The organism is Francisella sp. SYW-2 (genome assembly GCF_008711475.1).
Taxonomy (GTDB): domain Bacteria; phylum Pseudomonadota; class Gammaproteobacteria; order Francisellales; family Francisellaceae; genus Francisella; species Francisella salimarina.
This window is the reverse complement of the sequence record NZ_VXKO01000035.1, coordinates 1-17,443: the sequence shown is the minus strand read 5'-3', so window position 1 is coordinate 17,443 and position 17,443 is coordinate 1. Positions and strand designations below refer to the sequence as shown.

Here is a 17,443-nt window from a genome sequence, read left to right as displayed (position 1 = left end):
TACCTAATGATTCTTCTAAACCTAAAAAGAAAAAATCCATAACTACTAAAAATATAAATATCTACGATATCTATATTTTACAAAAGTTCATAAGTTTAATGAAAGATTAAATCAACAGTCTTTAAAAGTTATTTGACTAAATTCAGGAATCATCGGTAAGGTAGGATCAGGGATCTCATTTTGCTGATAATATGTAACCAAAGTATCTCTATATCTTTCAAACTTATATATTTCAAAATAAATACTTACCATTAATACGAGTTGCATTACTAGTAATACTAAAAACATCCCACTTAAAGAATTTAATCGTAGCCTTAACTTTAGAATAAAACTAGTACTATGATTATAAAATTGCTGCATCATTATTATAAAAAATACTGCATCATAAATTAATAAAACTCTTTGATTCAAATCATAAGACTTAGTTACTGGCATCAATACAAATATTAAAGACGCAATTGCTACCCCGTATATAAAAGAAGCTTTCCTAGTGATATTTTTGTTTGTAAAAATAAGAACTAAGAATATCAATAACATCAACATAGGAATAAGTGTATCGCCAGGTTTTGTTACAATTTGTGTAACAAAATTTATGAGCTGATTTAAAATAGAAAAATGCTCTCCTGTCGACATTGTGTTTAGTCTTACATAGTTACCAGGGGCTGCTATCAAAATTATACCCCCCACCACACAAGCTATAAAAAAATATAATATATTTTTGTTTATTTGATTTTGAGAAAGCTTTTGATTTAAAAAGTATGTCAAACACAAAATAATTGCAACACCAACAAATATCTCATTATACATTCCAATAAAAAACCCCGTGAATAAACTAAACCATATATTTTGCTTATTTTTTACTACTGATATGTAATAAAAGATAGCTAAAAGTGTTATACCCCAAAAATACTGTACTGCCGCTGTTTTCCATATGACATTAGCAATAAATCCTGTTTGATAAAAAAGGAAGATAAAAAAGAAAAAATATATTAAAAAGTCTTTCGAAAATAGTTCAATTTTTGTTTTAAATCTTACTATTTTATATGAATATAGTACAAATAGATAAAAGCATATCGAGTTAATCATATTGATCATAAATACTGATAAATGAATATATTTTTTACTCAAAAACAGATAAATTAATGCCTGTGCTGATATCCGCCCTGTCCAATGAATATAGTTTGATGCAATACCGCGAAGATATATAATAAAACCCTTATCAAGAGCATCAGTATAAGCTCTACCAAAATCATCAGCTCTTAAGGGCTGTAAATAGTTTATAACAAAGAAAAAAGCTATTATCAAAATAGCTATTATTACATTTGTACGTGAAATTTTCATCAATACTATAAATAATAAAACCTTATGAAGAAGTCTATATTATCTCTATACTTAAATAAAGACTGATAAAAGTGATTCTTAGCACCCAAATTAAATTATATTTTATAAAAACCAATAAAAATGTATCATAATATATAGAAACTCTTATAAAAAGTACTAATGAGCAATATAAAGTATAGAAAAGATATAGATGGATTAAGGGCTTTTGCGGTATTATCCGTAGTTCTATTCCATCTAAATATAAGTTGGATTAAATCTGGCTTTCTTGGTGTAGATATATTTTTTGTAATTTCTGGATATTTAATTACAGCTATAATTCTTAGAGATCTACAAAACAATTGTTTTTCTATCAAAAACTTTTACCTAAGAAGAATTAGAAGAATTCTACCTGCATTAATAGTTGTCTTAATTTTCTCTACTTTTTTTGCATGGCTTATATTACTACCACAAGATTTAATAGACTACGCCGAATCACTTGTTAGTGCAATAGCATCCTTTTCTAATATCTATTTCTTTGTAAAACTTGATTTTGGTTACTTCGGTCAAAACTCGCAAATAATACCATTACTTCATACATGGTCTTTAGGTGTAGAAGAACAGTTTTATATGATCTGGCCATTAATCTTAATACTATTATTTAAACTAAGATTTTCAGCAAAAGTAAAACTTCTAGCCACTTCAATAATATTGCTAGTTATATCTTGCTTGATTTTCCTTTCTGGCGAATTTAATTTATATATTCTGAGCTCTGACAGATGGTATTACTTTCCAACTCATAGAGCATTCGAACTTTTATTTGGTTGCTGCTTAGCCATATACCTTAATAATTCAGCTACTTTAAACAATAACAAACTGACTCTTAATATACTCTCTGTAATAGGTGCTTTAATGATGATAGCACCTATATTTTTTATTAATGTGAGTTTCCCAAGTATTTGGACTGTTACTGCATGTATTGGGGCGACTATTTATATATATTCTGGCGCAAATACTAATCATATACCTATTATAAATAGAATACTTTCTCTAAAACCTATTGTTGCTATAGGTCTTATCTCATATTCTTTATATTTATGGCATTGGCCTATTATTGCTTATATTAACTATTTAAGTATCAATAAAACTGTCACTATATGTATCATAATTTTTACTATTAGTTTAGCCCTTGCTACATTAACATATTTATTTGTAGAAAAACCTTTTAGACACAAATATAAGCTTAGCTTTACTAAAAGCTTTATACTACTATGGATAATGCCTCTAATTTTGGCTTGCTGCTTTTATATAGCCTCAACTAATAATAAATTTGGTTTTAACTCCTCAAATCTTATTGATCAAAATAAACTAACATATAACTACGGGTTTAATAAAATCGATCAAAACAATTGTTTCCTTATGATTCAATCCTCTAGCTTCCAATCAAAACAACTCCCTAATAAGGATATCTGTTCAATAGGAAGTCCTAAAGCTAAAAATACTAATTTTCTGTTGGTAGGTGACTCTCATGCAAGATCTGAAATACCTATGATAACTACTTGGCTTGATAACATAAGCCAGAAAGCTTACGTTGTAACCCAAAAATCTACTCCATTCTTACCGACTTTCAAAAATGTTGTTGAATATGTTTCTGTTACTGATAGAAATAAGGCCATTGCTAATTTGATAAAATCAAAAAAATATAAATATGTTATTCTTGCTGGTGAATGGTCAAATGCACTATACTCTAGTTCGATTAACTCAATACAAGAATCCATTAAATTAGTAATAGATAATGGTAGTATACCTATACTTATTTTAGATACTCCAACACTCAACACAGATGTCACTAATCTTTGTCCATTAGAAAAAAATAAACTACCATTTATTTTTGGAGATAATTCATGCAAATTAAATATCGAATTTGTCAAACAACAACAATTAGTATTTTCTAATCTTATTGAAAAACTTAAAAAAGAATTTCCTAGACTAGTAATTATAGATCCGAAAAAAGTACTCTGTAGTGACAAATACTGTGATATTGAAATAAATAATATCCCCATTTATGCTGATTCAAATCATCTTAACTATATAGGTTCAAAACTATTAGGAAAACAATATTTAAAAATGCATGGTAACCCGCTTGAATTTACCCAAAAACACTAATATACGGCATCATTTAATATATTTTTCGCACAAAACTCTTCTTGATAAATACATTTCTATTATATACTGTAAATATGCTAATAATTTATAACGAATAATATGATTAAAGCTAAGTCTTATATTGATACTTCCCCTTCTGTCTATGGCAGATTCGCAACATTAGCGGCAGAACATAAAGCCCTTAACTTTACTCAGGGAGCTCCTGCATTTGATACTCCTGAATGGTTAATTGATAGGGCTAACTTTCATATGCAACATGCAAAAAATCAATACTCCCCAATACCAGGTACTATTGCATTGCGTAATGCTATAATAACGAAAACTAAAAAATGCTATGATGCAGAGATAGGTATTGAAAATGTGGCTATTACAGCAGGAGCCCAAGAAGGCTTATTTACTTTAATATCTGCTTATATCGGACAAGGTGATGAAGTTATCATGTTTGATCCAGTTTTTGATACGTATGTTGGAGCTACAAAACTTAATCAAGGTAAATGCGTAAGGCTGAAACTACTAGCAGATGGTAGAATTGATATCCCAGCTATTGCAAATGCAATTACAGATAGAACAAAACTTATTATCTTAAACTCGCCTCATAATCCTATGGGTACTGTGATATCAGAAGATGAATTTGAGGAAATTGCTAAAATAGTTAAAAATAAAAATCTTTTAGTAATTTCTGATGAGGTTTATGAACATATTTACGCAGGTGAAAGCTTCACTAGTGCCATACAAATAGCTGAACTTAGAGATAAGCTCATAGTTCTTCAATCCTTAGGTAAAACTTATAATGTTACTGGATGGCGTCAAGGTGTAGCTATTGCTCCAGCTGAAGTTATAAAAAATATCTTAGCGGTAAAGCAATTTGCAACCTTCTCAGCAGTACATCCATTACAGTTAGCATTAGCAGAAGGTATAATTAAACACCCTGAGTATTATGAAGATCTCAATAAACTGTATAAAAAACAGAATCAGCTTTTAAGAGAAAATTTGGAAGGAACTAGGTTTAAAGTTCTTGAATGGTATGGCTCTCCATTCCAGATGTTAGACTATAGTGATATTAGTAATGAGTTTGATGAAGATTTTGCCTCTAATTTGATCAAAGAATATGGCATTGGCCTAGTTCCAATATCGTCATTATTTGAAAAACCACAAAATGGACTACTAAGACTTTGCTTCGCTAAAAAAGATGATGAGATAATTAAAGGCGCAAAAATTCTTGCAAAGATATAAAAGTTTTTACTTCTTTAATGACAAATACTAGTCGTACTTGATATTTCCTTCAATAATTTGTACTTCTGCCGAAGACCTCATAGAGTTCCCATCTTTACCATATTTGATAGCCAAGCTGGTACTTATGTCAGATATTTTCTTTATATTTATTTTAATGGTATCTCTCGGATCATTTGGGTTTATACCCTCTAAAGTTGCTGTTTCATTAGTCTTCTTGTTAACAACAAGATTATAAGGAGCACCGCTAGTAGAAGTATAAGTTTCCCCTGCTTTTATTGATTGATATGCAGATCTATAAACTTTGTCAAAACTGTATGGCATATTTACAATGTAATAACCCTCTACATATTTTATACCATTATTATTTTCAACGGTTGAACAACCCGCAACAAAAGCAAATATAAGTATAGATAATAGAGCATAATTTCTTAGTTTTATAATTTTCATAATTTCCTCATATAGGTATCAAAATAAATTAGGATTATTATGTTATTGTGCTATTTATTTGTCAACAAATTATATTTTGTATATAGCATTTTATCCTTAACGATTATAAAAAATATTGCTAAACTCTCAGAAGATACCCTAACTCCGAATAAGGAACATATATGTCAAAACTAAAAGTTAACATAATTCAATCAGATATTATTTGGGATGATAAGCAAGCAAATTATAGAGCTGTCGAGAATAAGATTGCAGATATTCATAAAGAAACTGATCTTGTAGTACTTTGTGAAATGTTTAACACTGGTTTTATAATGAATCCTACTAATGAGGCTAGCTCTGAAGAAGATATTATCGAATGGATGTATAATCAAGTAAAAGGTAAAAACTATGCAATTGTAGGTAGTGCTGCAACTTTTACAGAAAATAAAATTGCCAATAGACTTTATTTTGTAACTCCTGACAAGCAAGTTTTTACTTATGACAAGAATCATCTTTTCATACACGCTGGAGAAGATAAAAAATATACTAGCGGCAATAATCGTCAAATTATTAACTACAAAGGTTTCAACATATTGCTAACAGTGTGTTTTGATTTAAGATTCCCTGTATTTAATTGTAATAATAATGAATATGATGTACTACTAAATGTTGCTTGTTGGCCAGAATCTCGTCGTGAGCATTGGAAGTCATTACTAAAAGCAAGAGCCATAGAAAATCAAGCCTATGTTGTTGCATGCAATAGAGTCGGAAATGATCCTAGCTTTAGCTATTCTGGAGATAGTATGATTATTGACTATAATGGAGATGTTTTAGCTCATGACGAATATAAAGAAACTATACTAACAGCAACTTTAGATAAAAACAAACAACAAGAACATCGTAATAAGTTTAATTTTCTTGCGTCACAAGATAAGTTTACTCTTCACCTCTAATCGACCTAGCAAGGTTTTGTAAAACAGCGTTGACGAATTTATACCCCTCTTCTGTCCCCATACTATAACAAATCTCAACATATTCTTTTATAATAACTTGATATGGATTTTCTAGACACTCTATCAATTCTGCTATAGCGACTTGAAGTACTGCATAATCAACATAATTTATAGACTCAATACCATTTTTTGAATTATCTTGTATATAGTCATTTATAGTATCTTGATTTTCTCTAACTGCATCCATTAATCTATAAAAAAGATCCCAGTCAGTATAGTGTCTCTCTGCATTATCTGCATAATATTGAGTTTTTAGTTCAGAAAATGTATGATCTGCAACCTTTTTTTGGTACAAAGCCTGCACAGTATATAAACGAGCGTTATTTCTAGCTCTAGCAGTAGTTTTCATAATTGTTATATAGATATAATTTATTAGGGAATTTTATGGTTCTAGATTATACATTATTAACAATAATATATATAGTTCTTATGAGTGATTAGTACTTTAAATTATAAGTTTTAGATATCATTATTATCCGATCTATTATAAAATGATTTTTGATTAAAACTACTTCTTGTAACTAGTGAGACTATTATGAAATTTAAGATTATATCTTTAATAGGAATAGTATTTATCCTTAACTCTTGCGTAAATAATACCAACCCTCAAGATGTTGGATTTGTAAAAACCCCCTACACTTCTGGTAATGTATCATTAACTCTAAAAAAAGGTGTAACTACAAAAGATGAAGTTATAAATGCTTTTGGCTCTCCTAATATAGTTACTCAAAATGCAAGTGGAGAATCTATCTGGACATATCAAACAAATGCAACTGTTGAGAACAATGCTTCTAGAGATGGTTTTTTGACTCTACTAATAACCGGCGAAAATACACAAGAATCAGGATTTATGCAATCACAAAAAACTATGACTATAATTATCACATTCAAGGGTAATATTGTCTCTAACTATAAATCATTATCAACTAACTTCTAGATGAGGCTTTTATAATATGCATAAGAAATTTAGTCTTTTAGTTTACTTGGTTGTTTTAGCTTTATCAGGATGTATATCATCAGGACCACAACGACCAAATCTAACACCTCTTCAAATTCAACTTATGCAAACAAAAGTTTTTAATGTTGATTTACGAACAGCTTTTGATGCTACAGTTACTGTTATGCAAAATCTAGGTTATATCATTCAAGATGCTAACTTCAACACTGGCATTATTACAGCTAAAAGTACTGAAAATGCTAATGGCTGGGGGCAATCTGAATATACTGAAGCTACAGCATTTATACAACCTTATAGACAATCAACCAAAGACTCTAGCATTAGAATTAACTTTGTAGCTTATCAGTCAACCCCTGATCCTAATCAAGGAGCTGCTCCAATAAACACTTCTTATGCTATCTTGGACCCTCAAGCATACGAAAATGCTTTTGCAAAAATTCAGCAACAAATCTTTGTACAAACAGGTATTTCTCCAGTATTAAGTCAACCTATTCAGAAAGTCTCTTAACTAGTTTTCTCTTTGAGCTATATTTTTGTCAAAAAATTTAGTTTAATACTTTACAAATTATTAATAAATGACTAAATCATGAATAAGTGGTGGCAAGAAATTGATCTAAAAGATATGAGTAAAGAGCAATGGGAATCCATTTGCGATAGATGTGGCCTTTGCTGTTTAAATAAGCTTCAAGATGATGAAACTGATGATGTCTACTATACAAAAGTTAGCTGTAAGCTTTTAGATATCGGAAAATGCCAATGCAGTATGTATGAAAAAAGAAAGCAGATTGTGCCTGACTGTATAAACCTAACATATAAACAACTTAAAAATCATGCCCATAAATGGCTACCTAGTAGTTGTAGTTATAAGCTTTTACTACAAAATAAAGACCTACCTGACTGGCATCATTTAAACACAGGCTCAACAGATGAGATGCACAAACAAAAAAAATCTGCTAAGCATTTTGCTATTTCTGAATATGAGTTAGATATTGATGAATATTTAGAAGACTTTATCATAAAAATAGATAACTGATTTTTAGTTTCTGATATATAATTCCTTACTCTTTACTAATTGGGCATCGTATGTCTGATTTATCCGAAATTAATCTTTTTTATGAAAAAATAATTAGTGATTATCTTAACAATGGTTTCTGCGTTATCGATAATTGGCTAACTAATGATGAAACTATTCAACTATGCAAAGAGCTTAATCATTTTTATGATGCTGATTGCTTTAAAAAATCCGCAATAGGTAATCGCTTGAATGAAAACTTAGAAAGATCAATACGTAATGACTTTATCTTTTGGTTAGATGAAACAAAACATGCCGCAACCTTTTTTAAAAAGATAAATAGTTTTATTGACTACCTTAATAAAACGTGTTTTGCTGGAATTGTAACAAAGGAATTTCACTACGCAGCTTATCCTAAAGGATCATTCTATAAAAAACATATCGATACCTTTCAAAATGATGATAGAAGAACGATATCTATAGTCTGCTATCTTAATGAAATTTGGAATGAATCTTTCGGTGGAGAGTTAAAACTATATCTTAATAATCAAACATTACAAATATTTCCAACTAATGGAAAAATAGTTCTCTTTGATAGCAAAACCATTGAACATGAAGTGTTGCCTGTACTTACAAAAAATAAAAGACTTAGCATTACTGGATGGTTAAAAACCAATTAAATCTTATACTTAACACACAAACTTCTTGACTAGTTTGCACTACCACGTAATACTATTTTTGCAAAAATTGTCTCATATACGTTATAATAATTTAATTTTTAAATTATAAATCTTAAATAATGAATAATCTTTTAAAGTCTAAATTACTTATAATTTTAGCTATTTTCTCTTATTTTCTATTTTTGAATTTTTGTCAACCATTGGCTATGGATGATTTTTGGCGTGCTATTAATGATACTCTAGTAAATGGTACTTTGTTTCATTTTCTAATCCAAGATTATACAGGCTGGACGGGTAGAATATCTGCTCAAGCTTTAGTATATGCACTATTTTCAAAAAAATACTTAACATTATCATTGCTAACTATAAACATTATAAGCTCAATATCCATGAGCTTATTTATAATATTTATCTTTAAAATTGTGACTAGAAACAAGTATAGTCTAGCATCAAAAGATTTTATTATATATTCATTCTTCTTTGCTTTAATGTTCACATGGACAGGTTTCATAGGTCAAGTAATATGGAAAACTGCTGCTATACAATACTTATGGGGATATACAATCCTTATTGTTTTATATTATTATTTAATAATCGAAAATAAAAGCTTCTACTTAATTAGCTTGTTAGGAGGCCTATTTATAGGCCTATATAATGAGCAGTTTGTTGCAGTACTACTCTTATTTTGTTTAGCATACTTTATTGAAAGAAAAATAAATAACAAAATTATAAACAAAGGAATTCTGTTTTTCTTGACAGGTCTTTTGATTGGAGGGGTTATTTTAATAGCCGCTCCAGGTAATTACGTTAGAATGGATCAAATGTCAAATGATCAAAGTATTTCTCTTCTAAGTCAACTTATTTATTTTATTCATATATTTAAATACAACTTATGGCCTCATACTCTAATTATAGCTTGGATATTCATACTATATTTTGCTCTCGCCATTAGCAACAAGAATAATAAAAAAATCAGTATAGTCATATACTCTTTAGCTCTAATCACAGTCATTTTTGTTATGGCTCCTTTAGCATATAGTTACGGCATACAGATTAGATTAATGCTAATTTATTACATAATATTTTTTATTGCAATGATGCAACAATTTTATGACAATCAGAGCATAGCAGTTACAACTATCTATAAAGCCTTCAAGAAAATTCATATCCTTTTTCTGATAGGTTTATTAATTATTATGGGAGTTATGGGAAGTGCATATTACTCAATTTATAAGTTTAATCAAAATAGACAAAAGCTTATTACAGAATTGCACAACAAAAATATAGAGAATATTACTATACCAACGTTCGAGCTTCATGGAGAAGCTCAACCATATGGTATAACTTTTGAAGCGATAACATGTGATAGCAATAACACAAATAACCAAGCTTTCGCAGCATTCTATGGCTTTAAAACAGTTAAAGCTGAAGATTGTTAATTAATAAAATAAATCACTGCTCCGAGCACTACCAGCATAATAGCAAATAATGTTTGTAAGATTTTATCATTAAGTCTTTTTTTAAGTTTAGTAGCTATTAACATCGCAATTACACTGCCAATTATAAACATACCAGCCACATACCAACTCATATGCTCTTCTTCGTAATGCGATATAAACCCAGATATAGATACAACAAATATTACCAATAAAGAAGTATTTATAGCTCTTTTAATTGGCATAGCTGTTATAAATACCAACGCAGGCACTATCAAAAATCCACCACCAACTCCAAAGAATCCAGTCAAAGTACCAACGATTGCACCACTTACTAATAATGCGATAATACATTTTGGAGCGATACTCTCACATATTGATTTCTCAGCACCTGACATCACCTTAGCCTTTATCAAGCTCCAAATACCTATTGTAATCATAAGTATAGCGAAGCTAATCATTAACACCTTGTCTGATAAGCCTTGAGATACATAACTACCAATTGGAGCAAAAATAACTCCTGTAGTAATCATTATTGCAGCAGCTAAATAACTAATATCATGTTGCTTATAGTTAACTACAAGACCAAAAATAGCTGTAAACCCCACTACAAGTAGAGAAATAGGAACTGCAGTATGAAAGTCTAAACCTACACCATAAGTGAGTAATGGAACAGCTAATATAGATCCGCCACCACCAGTTAAGCCCAAAGCAATTCCACAAATAAATCCAAATATAATCAAAAACATATTACTCTTCTTCTATACCACATTTTAGGTTGGCTGGAACTGCAATATCTATATAGTTTGGTGGAGGTAATTTTAAATCATCCATTATCTTCGCATACTCTTCTGGAGAGTTTACTTGTAGTCTTGGATTATTTCTCTTTTCCTCGGCAACACTACTACTAGTAACACCATTATAATCATGACCTGGATAAATAATTGTACTACCTGGTAAAGTCATAAGTTTAGTCATAATACTCTCATATGCAGCATAAGAATCACCATTTTGAAAATCAGTTCTACCCGAACCTCTAATTAGCAAAGTATCTCCAGTGAAAAGCATATTCTCTGTTATAAAACAGTAAGAGTCATCTGTATGGCCTGGTGTATATATTGCCTTAATCTGATAATTACCAAATGTTAGTATATCTCCATCAAATACTTTTTTAGTAGCACATTGAGCTGCACTCTCACCACCAAGTACTATATCACAGCCTGTTTCTTTTCTTAAAATACCCGCTGCTGTTACATGATCTGCATGAACATGCGTATCTACAGCATAAATCAATTTAAGATCAAGTTCTCTCAATAGTTTTAAATACTGTTGAACATTAAATCTTACAGGATCTATTATTATAGTTTCCCTAGTTTGCTCACAACCTAAAATATAAGTATAGGTATAAGTATCTCTATCAATTAGTTGTCTAAAAATCATAGTTCCTCCTAGATATATTATCTGTTCTAGTTTGTTTGAGTTATTGAAATACGACGCTCGCCTGTAATACGCTCAATAGTGCCATAATAATTAGAAATCATAGCATAACCACCTGCAATATTATAAACATCATAGCCATGATGTTGTAACATTAGAGTTACATTATATGATCTTTGACCTGACTGACAATGTACATATACCGGCTTAGTTTTATCAAGCTCTGACAATCTATTTCTAATCTCAGACATTGGTATATTTTTAGCACCTGCTAACATACCCTTAGATATCTCACCAAATTCTCTAACATCAATAATTTGAGCATTCTCAGCTAAAAGCTTTTCAACATCAGTAAATAGAACCTGTTTAAAATCTCCATTTAAAAGATTATTAGCAACATAACCAGTATGGTTAACTACATCTTTACCTGTTGAATATGGAGGAGCATAACATAACTCAAGATCTTGAAGATCTTCTACTGTCATACCCGCTTTGATAGCTGTTGCAAACACATCCGCCCTCTTATCAACTATACCTTTACCAATTGTCTGAGCACCTAGAAGTTTACCTGTGTTACTCTCAAACAATATTTTTGTAAATACATTTTGAGCATTAGGCATGATACTTACTCTATCAAATGGTGCTGTATATGCTACCTGATATTCGATATCTAAATTATGAAACTTAATCCAAGCTTCGTTTAAGCCTGTTGCTGCGCCAGTATAGTCAAATATCTGAATGATTGATGAAGCAATATAACCTTTGTTTACAATTTTTCTACCATTTATATGATCTGCAATTAAGCGACCTTGCTTATTAGCTGGTCCTGCTAACGGCAAATTAAAATCTTGACCTGTAAGAGCATTTTTAACCAATATAGCATCACCTGCTGCATAAATATCTTTATCTGATGTTTGATAATTCTCATTAACAAGTATATGGCCACTTTTAGCCAGCTCAATGCCTACATTTTTTAGAAATGCAGTATCTGGTGCCACACCAATAGCTAAAACCACTAAATCTGACTTAACTTCTTTACCTGATTCAAGCAGAACCTTATCAGATTCAAAACCAACTACTTTCTCAGATAGCATCAAGTTTATATCATGATCTAATAACTCTTTTTCTAGATACTTAACCATTTCATAATCAAACGGACGCATAATTTGGTTAGCCATCTCAACTATAGTTACATTAAAGCCTCTTTCTTTAAGATTTTCTGCAACCTCAATACCAATGAAGCCTGCTCCTATAACTGTCACGTCTTTGACAGATTTTTCACTATCAAAAACAGCTTTATGGATTTTTTTGACATCGACAACATTTCTTAATATGAAGTGATTGATTGTCTCAAGACCCTTAAAAGGAGGAACTATCGGCTTAGCACCTACAGCTAACACTAACTTATCATAGCTTTCAGTATACTCTTCTCCAGTTATGTGGTTTATAACAGTTACAGTTTTGTTTGATTTATCAACACTAACAACTTCCGAATTTGTACGAGCCTCAATATTATATCTTGTATCAAACTTTTCAGGCGTCATTAAGATTAATTTTTCAGCTGGTTCGATATGCCCACCTAAATGATAAGGTAGACCACAGTTAGAAAATGATACGTGTGGTCCTTTTTCAAACATTACTATCTCTGCTTTATCATCAAGCCTTCTTAGTCTTGCAGCTGCTGATGCACCTGCAGCAACACCACCAACTATGAGATATTTTTTAGCCATTACTGAGCTCCTCTAGAAATATTATATAAAGTGTTATTTTCTTTTATTATATGGTAAAAATTCTAACATAACTGCTAAACCACATGTGCCTGTTAACCCAGCAAATAAAAGTCCTGCGCCAAAGAATCCACTCAAAATTGCGAAGTATTGTGATACTGTAAACGAAAGTACTACACCTAACAGAACCATAAAACCAACTATTATTTGTACTTGACGCATTATTGGTAGAGGTTCTTTAACATTTTTTTTTGTGGGTTGCTTGTGTTGTTTCCAAGCATTCAAGCCACCTTCTAACAAATATACTGCTTTTGCATTTAGATCTTTTACTTTAGTTGCTGCCTGATTAGTTCTGTTACCAGACTGACAGTGAAGCACTACAATCTCATCAGGTTTAATATCTGCATCATATATTTCATCAACTGTTATATTTTCAGCACAATCAATACACTCTCTGTTATGTTCACCTGTTGTTCTGATATCTATTAACTTTACTTTTTCTTTTTTTTGTAATTCCAAAAAGTCTTTAACTGAAATATTTTTTACTTTACTCATATTTGCTCTCCTTTATATTATTAAGCTACTTCTAATTTAGTTATTACTAATATTTTATTCAAATTTTTTAATTGTTATCATCACCACAATATATGCCATATAACGCTTCTAATATTTTAGTTACTGCAGGGTCATTTAAACTATAAAAAACTGTTTGTGATTCTTTCCTAGTCTTAACAAGTCCCTCTTTCCTCAAAACAGACAAATGCTGAGAAAATGCTGACTGACTAAGATCAGAAAACTCCGCTAACTGCCCAACACTCATTTCATGTCTTAGTAATAAACAAAGTATCAAAAGTCTAGATTCATGAGATATTGCTCTTAATAAAGACGAAGCTTTACTTGCATTATCTTTCATTTGTATCAAATCCATAGTTATGATCAATGTTTGTTAATTTCTAACTACAAATATTAGCAAATTCTAATTTAGTAATCAATAATATAATTCAGTATATAGAAAATAATTAGCTTGATTTTTTCTTGGTAAAGAAAATACTACTTACGAAACTAATTACTATTATCAATACGATAATAAGTAAACCACTATTAAACTTATGCCACTCATTATGAATACTAGTATCATATAGCCATCTTGAATAAGGCGAAGATTGGTTAAAATAGTGCACAACTCTTGTTTCACCAATGATATATCCCGTCAATGGTTGTATAATCATTCCATTAAATAGATAAGCAAATGTTAGCACTAATGAATTAGCTAATGGTCTTATTGAAAACTCTTTGAACAGTAGCTGAATTTCTTGGAATGCTAGCATAGCTCCTCCACATCCAACACCATATAGAAAATTAAACAAGAAAGCCATTTCAAATCCAAAACTTCTATTTGGCCATCTTATATACATAATTAAACAAAGAAAAATAAGTGTAATCAAACTAAAACATATAGCTGTAAGTCTATTATTTTGGTATCTTGATACCAAAAATCCAGCAATAATCCCTCCTGTTGCAACTCCTATTGGTACCAAACCATTCATCATGATAGCTGTATCATGAGGTACACCAAACACCTTCATTTCATAGGTGACATTATATAGATCTGCAAATGTCAAAATTGATCCAAACAAACCTGTAAAGTAAAATGATGCTAACCAAAAATTTCGTTTTGAAAGAATACTCCATATTCTAGATATTACTGGTTGTTGTAGATCACTGTCACTCGTAGCTCTTGTCTTATGAGGTAACAAGACACTAAGACCAATAGTACAGATAATAAACATTACTGCAAGAATATCAAAAACATAAGTATATGAATATTGACTCAAAGCCTTACCTGCAAATAGTGCCAACATACCTGCAAAAATGTTAGCAATACTCTGACTCAAGGATGAAAAAAATGCAAATTGATGATCTGAAAAATTAGTCTGCACAACATAAAGCACTCCTACAAATGTACACCCCAAACCCAAACCAAGCATTATCCTTGCAACTACCAGTAACTCAAATACAGTAGTGTGTGCAAACAAAAGTGCTCCCAAAGCAGATACAAATGCTGAACTACTAAGTAATAATTTAGGTGATATCTTATTTATTAATACCCCAGCACATACTTGAGAAATAGCAAATACAACAAAAAAAACTCCTGATAATATTGACAGATTAGTATCTGTCAAATGATTATCTAACCTTATCGATAATGCATATGTTCCGAACAAAACTGCTGAGAAAACACTCATTGTAAAAAACAACTCTGTAATAGCCCAACGCGTATAATTTATAGCTCTCATAGATATTCTCCTTAGGTACAAACCTACAAACCAATAATTAAAAATATGCCATCTACAAATAAGATACTACACTATTTATAATTATTGATTTAACGTTTTGTAATGTGAATTAGTTAATAATCGTAATTAATGAACTTTGCTTCCATATATATATGTAGCATCAATTAAACGATCATCTCCTAAAGAAATAACTGAGAATAAGTAGTCTTGAAGATTATATGCAGATTCAAGTCTATATTTAAGTAGAGAATTATTGTCAGTATTGATAACTATAAAATCAGCTTCTTTACCTTTTTCTAAGCTGCCAATTTTATCGCCTAAACCTAGCGCTTTTGCACTACCTAGAGTAGAAGAGAACAGGCGTACCAAAGTTTCAAGTTTATAAGAATTTAATAATGCAGCCTTATAAGCATCATCCATTACACGAAGCATACTTAGAGTATTACCTGCTGCCCAGTCAGTAGCTAAAGTTAGCTTAATATCTTTTTCAATAGCCGTTTTGTAGTCAAAATGACCACTGCCAAGGAAATTATTACTAGTTGGGCAACTTGCTATAACAACACCTTGATCTTTCATTCTATTCCATTCACTATCTGACAAGTGGATACAATGTCCTAAAATAGTTTTATCCGTAACTAATGAATAGTTCTCATAAACATTTAGATAATCAGTAGCATTTGGATACATCGCTAAAGTATCTTTGATTTCATTTAAATTTTCGCTTAAATGTGTTTGTACATAAACATCTTTATGCGATTGCATGAACTCTTTGCATAAGTTAAGAGTTTCATCATCACAGCTAAGAGCAAATCTTGGGGTAAGAGCGTAACTAGCACGTCCTCTATTATGCCACTTATTACAAAGCTTCTCAGAGATTTTCATACTGGTTTGAGCATCTGTAATTATTTCTTTATTACCTTGAGTCATAATAGTATTTCCAAGCACTACTCTCATATTATATTTTTGAGCTATTTCAAAAACTATATCTGTACCGTCATAAGCACTTGGAGCGTATCCACATATAGTTGTAGTTCCACTCTTAAATAATTCTTTGAAAAGTATATCAAACTCCTTATGAGCTAAAGAGCTACTGTTAAAGCTAGCTTCACTTGGAAAAATATATCCATCTAACCACTCTAAAAGCTTTTCACCATAGGCACCTACAGCTTTTGTTTGAGTTGTATGCATATGTGTATCGATAAGTCCTGGCATAATTAATTTACCAGAGTAGTCTATCAACTTATCATTATCACCTATGTTAATCTTATGAAAATCGTTAACCTCAGTTATCAAACCATCTTCTACAACAACTGCACCATCTCTTAGAAATGTATAGTCTTTTGAATCAGAAAATAAGTTGTCAACCTTATGACCTAATAGTGACTGAAGCGTTGCATTTTTGTTGAATGTAAAGATACTTGCACGATATATTGTTTTCATAATTATTATCCTCTCGTTGATTTATCGTTATTTAAACTAAATAAATCCATTCGGGTCAATTGAGGATTATATAACCAGCAGATAAGCACCGGGCCTAATTGAATTATCTAACCAAATAGACAAACACCGTGATTATATTTATATGAAATTGAGAAGTCAATTATTTTAATAAAATTTTCTCTGTACACGATAATTTTTTCATATTTTAAGTTCCTTAGTAGTTTTATTGAATATTTTGAGACACAAGGAGAAATCATTGCTATAAAATCCAATTTTTTGAATAGCATTTACAATCATGTCT

Annotated in this window: 18 protein-coding genes; 8 read left to right on the top strand and 10 right to left on the bottom strand. The window is 30.6% G+C overall.

The genetic code is table 11. The annotated features are described in order from the left end of the window. Positions 1-111 precede the first annotated feature (111 nt). Positions 112-1,341 (bottom strand): DUF6056 family protein, encoded by a 1,230-nt coding sequence (locus tag F3D57_RS09345; protein ID WP_191092383.1) that lies wholly within the window; start codon positions 1,339-1,341, stop codon positions 112-114. A 159-nt stretch (positions 1,342-1,500) separates the two neighbouring features. Between F3D57_RS09345 and F3D57_RS09340 the strand changes: the two genes are divergently transcribed. Together F3D57_RS09340 and F3D57_RS09335 are read left to right on the top strand one after the other, a co-directional pair. Further along, complete coding sequence (locus F3D57_RS09340; protein ID WP_150466043.1) at positions 1,501-3,483, top strand: acyltransferase family protein; 1,983 nt, start codon at positions 1,501-1,503, stop codon at positions 3,481-3,483. Between the two features lie 99 nt (positions 3,484-3,582). Continuing rightward, positions 3,583-4,716, top strand: a complete 1,134-nt coding sequence (locus tag F3D57_RS09335; protein ID WP_150466042.1) for an aminotransferase class I/II-fold pyridoxal phosphate-dependent enzyme — start codon at positions 3,583-3,585, stop codon at positions 4,714-4,716. 27 nt (positions 4,717-4,743) lie between these two features. Here the strand turns inward: F3D57_RS09335 and F3D57_RS09330 are convergent, their stop codons facing one another. Then, positions 4,744-5,163 carry a DUF3568 family protein gene (locus tag F3D57_RS09330; RefSeq protein ID WP_150466041.1) on the bottom strand — a complete coding sequence of 140 codons (420 nt, stop codon included), beginning with the start codon at positions 5,161-5,163 and terminating at the stop codon, positions 4,744-4,746. Between the two features lie 161 nt (positions 5,164-5,324). Between F3D57_RS09330 and F3D57_RS09325 the strand changes: the two genes are divergently transcribed. After that, positions 5,325-6,095, top strand: a complete 771-nt coding sequence (locus tag F3D57_RS09325) for an amidohydrolase (RefSeq protein ID WP_150466040.1) — start codon at positions 5,325-5,327, stop codon at positions 6,093-6,095. On the opposite strand, the gene nusB is transcribed toward F3D57_RS09325, so the two are convergent. Then, positions 6,079-6,504 carry a transcription antitermination factor NusB gene (gene nusB, locus F3D57_RS09320; protein WP_150466039.1) on the bottom strand — a complete coding sequence of 142 codons (426 nt, stop codon included), beginning with the start codon at positions 6,502-6,504 and terminating at the stop codon, positions 6,079-6,081. The genes F3D57_RS09325 and nusB overlap by 17 nt on opposite strands. Positions 6,505-6,690: 186 nt before the next feature. On the opposite strand from nusB, the gene F3D57_RS09315 reads away from it, so the two are divergent. The 5 genes from F3D57_RS09315 (at position 6,691) to F3D57_RS09295 (ending at position 10,244) form a co-directional block, all read left to right on the top strand. Next, positions 6,691-7,092, top strand: coding sequence for a hypothetical protein (locus tag F3D57_RS09315; protein ID WP_150466038.1), 402 nt, complete (start codon positions 6,691-6,693; stop codon positions 7,090-7,092). Between the two features lie 16 nt (positions 7,093-7,108). Continuing rightward, positions 7,109-7,621 (top strand): hypothetical protein, encoded by a 513-nt coding sequence (locus F3D57_RS09310; protein ID WP_150466037.1) that lies wholly within the window; start codon positions 7,109-7,111, stop codon positions 7,619-7,621. Between the two features lie 78 nt (positions 7,622-7,699). Next, entirely contained in the window at positions 7,700-8,146 is a 447-nt protein-coding gene (locus F3D57_RS09305; RefSeq protein WP_150466036.1) for a YcgN family cysteine cluster protein, read from the top strand. Between the two features lie 50 nt (positions 8,147-8,196). Beyond that, positions 8,197-8,805, top strand: coding sequence for a 2OG-Fe(II) oxygenase (locus tag F3D57_RS09300; protein WP_150466035.1), 609 nt, complete (start codon positions 8,197-8,199; stop codon positions 8,803-8,805). Positions 8,806-8,924: 119 nt separating this feature from the next. Then, positions 8,925-10,244, top strand: coding sequence for a DUF6056 family protein (locus F3D57_RS09295; protein ID WP_224728176.1), 1,320 nt, complete (start codon positions 8,925-8,927; stop codon positions 10,242-10,244). Here F3D57_RS09295 and F3D57_RS09290 read toward each other — a convergent pair. The 7 genes from F3D57_RS09290 to guaD form a co-directional block, all read right to left on the bottom strand. Continuing rightward, a complete protein-coding gene (locus F3D57_RS09290) occupies positions 10,241-10,990 on the bottom strand; it encodes a sulfite exporter TauE/SafE family protein (RefSeq protein WP_149368599.1) in 750 nt (249 codons plus the stop codon). The two genes, F3D57_RS09295 and F3D57_RS09290, sit on opposite strands and share 4 nt — an antisense overlap. A gap of 1 nt (position 10,991) precedes the next feature. Next, positions 10,992-11,681 carry an MBL fold metallo-hydrolase gene (locus tag F3D57_RS09285; protein WP_012280662.1) on the bottom strand — a complete coding sequence of 230 codons (690 nt, stop codon included), beginning with the start codon at positions 11,679-11,681 and terminating at the stop codon, positions 10,992-10,994. Positions 11,682-11,707: 26 nt separating this feature from the next. Next, on the bottom strand, positions 11,708-13,408 hold the full coding sequence (locus F3D57_RS09280) for an FAD-dependent oxidoreductase (RefSeq protein ID WP_150466034.1): 1,701 nt from the start codon (positions 13,406-13,408) through the stop codon (positions 11,708-11,710). Positions 13,409-13,441: 33 nt separating this feature from the next. After that, complete coding sequence (locus F3D57_RS09275) at positions 13,442-13,960, bottom strand: rhodanese-like domain-containing protein (RefSeq protein WP_013922693.1); 519 nt, start codon at positions 13,958-13,960, stop codon at positions 13,442-13,444. Positions 13,961-14,027: 67 nt separating this feature from the next. Next, positions 14,028-14,333 (bottom strand): ArsR/SmtB family transcription factor, encoded by a 306-nt coding sequence (locus F3D57_RS09270; protein WP_041263685.1) that lies wholly within the window; start codon positions 14,331-14,333, stop codon positions 14,028-14,030. A 91-nt stretch (positions 14,334-14,424) separates the two neighbouring features. After that, the gene (locus F3D57_RS09265) at positions 14,425-15,702 is read right to left on the bottom strand and encodes an MFS transporter (protein WP_150466033.1); all 1,278 of its coding nucleotides are present in this window, start codon (positions 15,700-15,702) and stop codon (positions 14,425-14,427) included. Positions 15,703-15,828: 126 nt separating this feature from the next. Continuing rightward, positions 15,829-17,142, bottom strand: coding sequence for a guanine deaminase (gene guaD, locus F3D57_RS09260; protein WP_150466032.1), 1,314 nt, complete (start codon positions 17,140-17,142; stop codon positions 15,829-15,831). Positions 17,143-17,443 lie beyond the last annotated feature (301 nt).

Coding starts and splice junctions, on each gene's coding strand:
- F3D57_RS09345 (WP_191092383.1), bottom strand. CDS start 1,341: ATGAAAATTTCACGTACAAATGTAATAATAGCTATTTTGATAATAGCT.
- F3D57_RS09340 (WP_150466043.1), top strand. CDS start 1,501: ATGAGCAATATAAAGTATAGAAAAGATATAGATGGATTAAGGGCTTTT.
- F3D57_RS09335 (WP_150466042.1), top strand. CDS start 3,583: ATGATTAAAGCTAAGTCTTATATTGATACTTCCCCTTCTGTCTATGGC.
- F3D57_RS09330 (WP_150466041.1), bottom strand. CDS start 5,163: ATGAAAATTATAAAACTAAGAAATTATGCTCTATTATCTATACTTATA.
- F3D57_RS09325 (WP_150466040.1), top strand. CDS start 5,325: ATGTCAAAACTAAAAGTTAACATAATTCAATCAGATATTATTTGGGAT.
- nusB (WP_150466039.1), bottom strand. CDS start 6,504: ATGAAAACTACTGCTAGAGCTAGAAATAACGCTCGTTTATATACTGTG.
- F3D57_RS09315 (WP_150466038.1), top strand. CDS start 6,691: ATGAAATTTAAGATTATATCTTTAATAGGAATAGTATTTATCCTTAAC.
- F3D57_RS09310 (WP_150466037.1), top strand. CDS start 7,109: ATGCATAAGAAATTTAGTCTTTTAGTTTACTTGGTTGTTTTAGCTTTA.
- F3D57_RS09305 (WP_150466036.1), top strand. CDS start 7,700: ATGAATAAGTGGTGGCAAGAAATTGATCTAAAAGATATGAGTAAAGAG.
- F3D57_RS09300 (WP_150466035.1), top strand. CDS start 8,197: ATGTCTGATTTATCCGAAATTAATCTTTTTTATGAAAAAATAATTAGT.
- F3D57_RS09295 (WP_224728176.1), top strand. CDS start 8,925: ATGAATAATCTTTTAAAGTCTAAATTACTTATAATTTTAGCTATTTTC.
- F3D57_RS09290 (WP_149368599.1), bottom strand. CDS start 10,990: ATGTTTTTGATTATATTTGGATTTATTTGTGGAATTGCTTTGGGCTTA.
- F3D57_RS09285 (WP_012280662.1), bottom strand. CDS start 11,681: ATGATTTTTAGACAACTAATTGATAGAGATACTTATACCTATACTTAT.
- F3D57_RS09280 (WP_150466034.1), bottom strand. CDS start 13,408: ATGGCTAAAAAATATCTCATAGTTGGTGGTGTTGCTGCAGGTGCATCA.
- F3D57_RS09275 (WP_013922693.1), bottom strand. CDS start 13,960: ATGAGTAAAGTAAAAAATATTTCAGTTAAAGACTTTTTGGAATTACAA.
- F3D57_RS09270 (WP_041263685.1), bottom strand. CDS start 14,333: ATGGATTTGATACAAATGAAAGATAATGCAAGTAAAGCTTCGTCTTTA.
- F3D57_RS09265 (WP_150466033.1), bottom strand. CDS start 15,702: ATGAGAGCTATAAATTATACGCGTTGGGCTATTACAGAGTTGTTTTTT.
- guaD (WP_150466032.1), bottom strand. CDS start 17,142: ATGAAAACAATATATCGTGCAAGTATCTTTACATTCAACAAAAATGCA.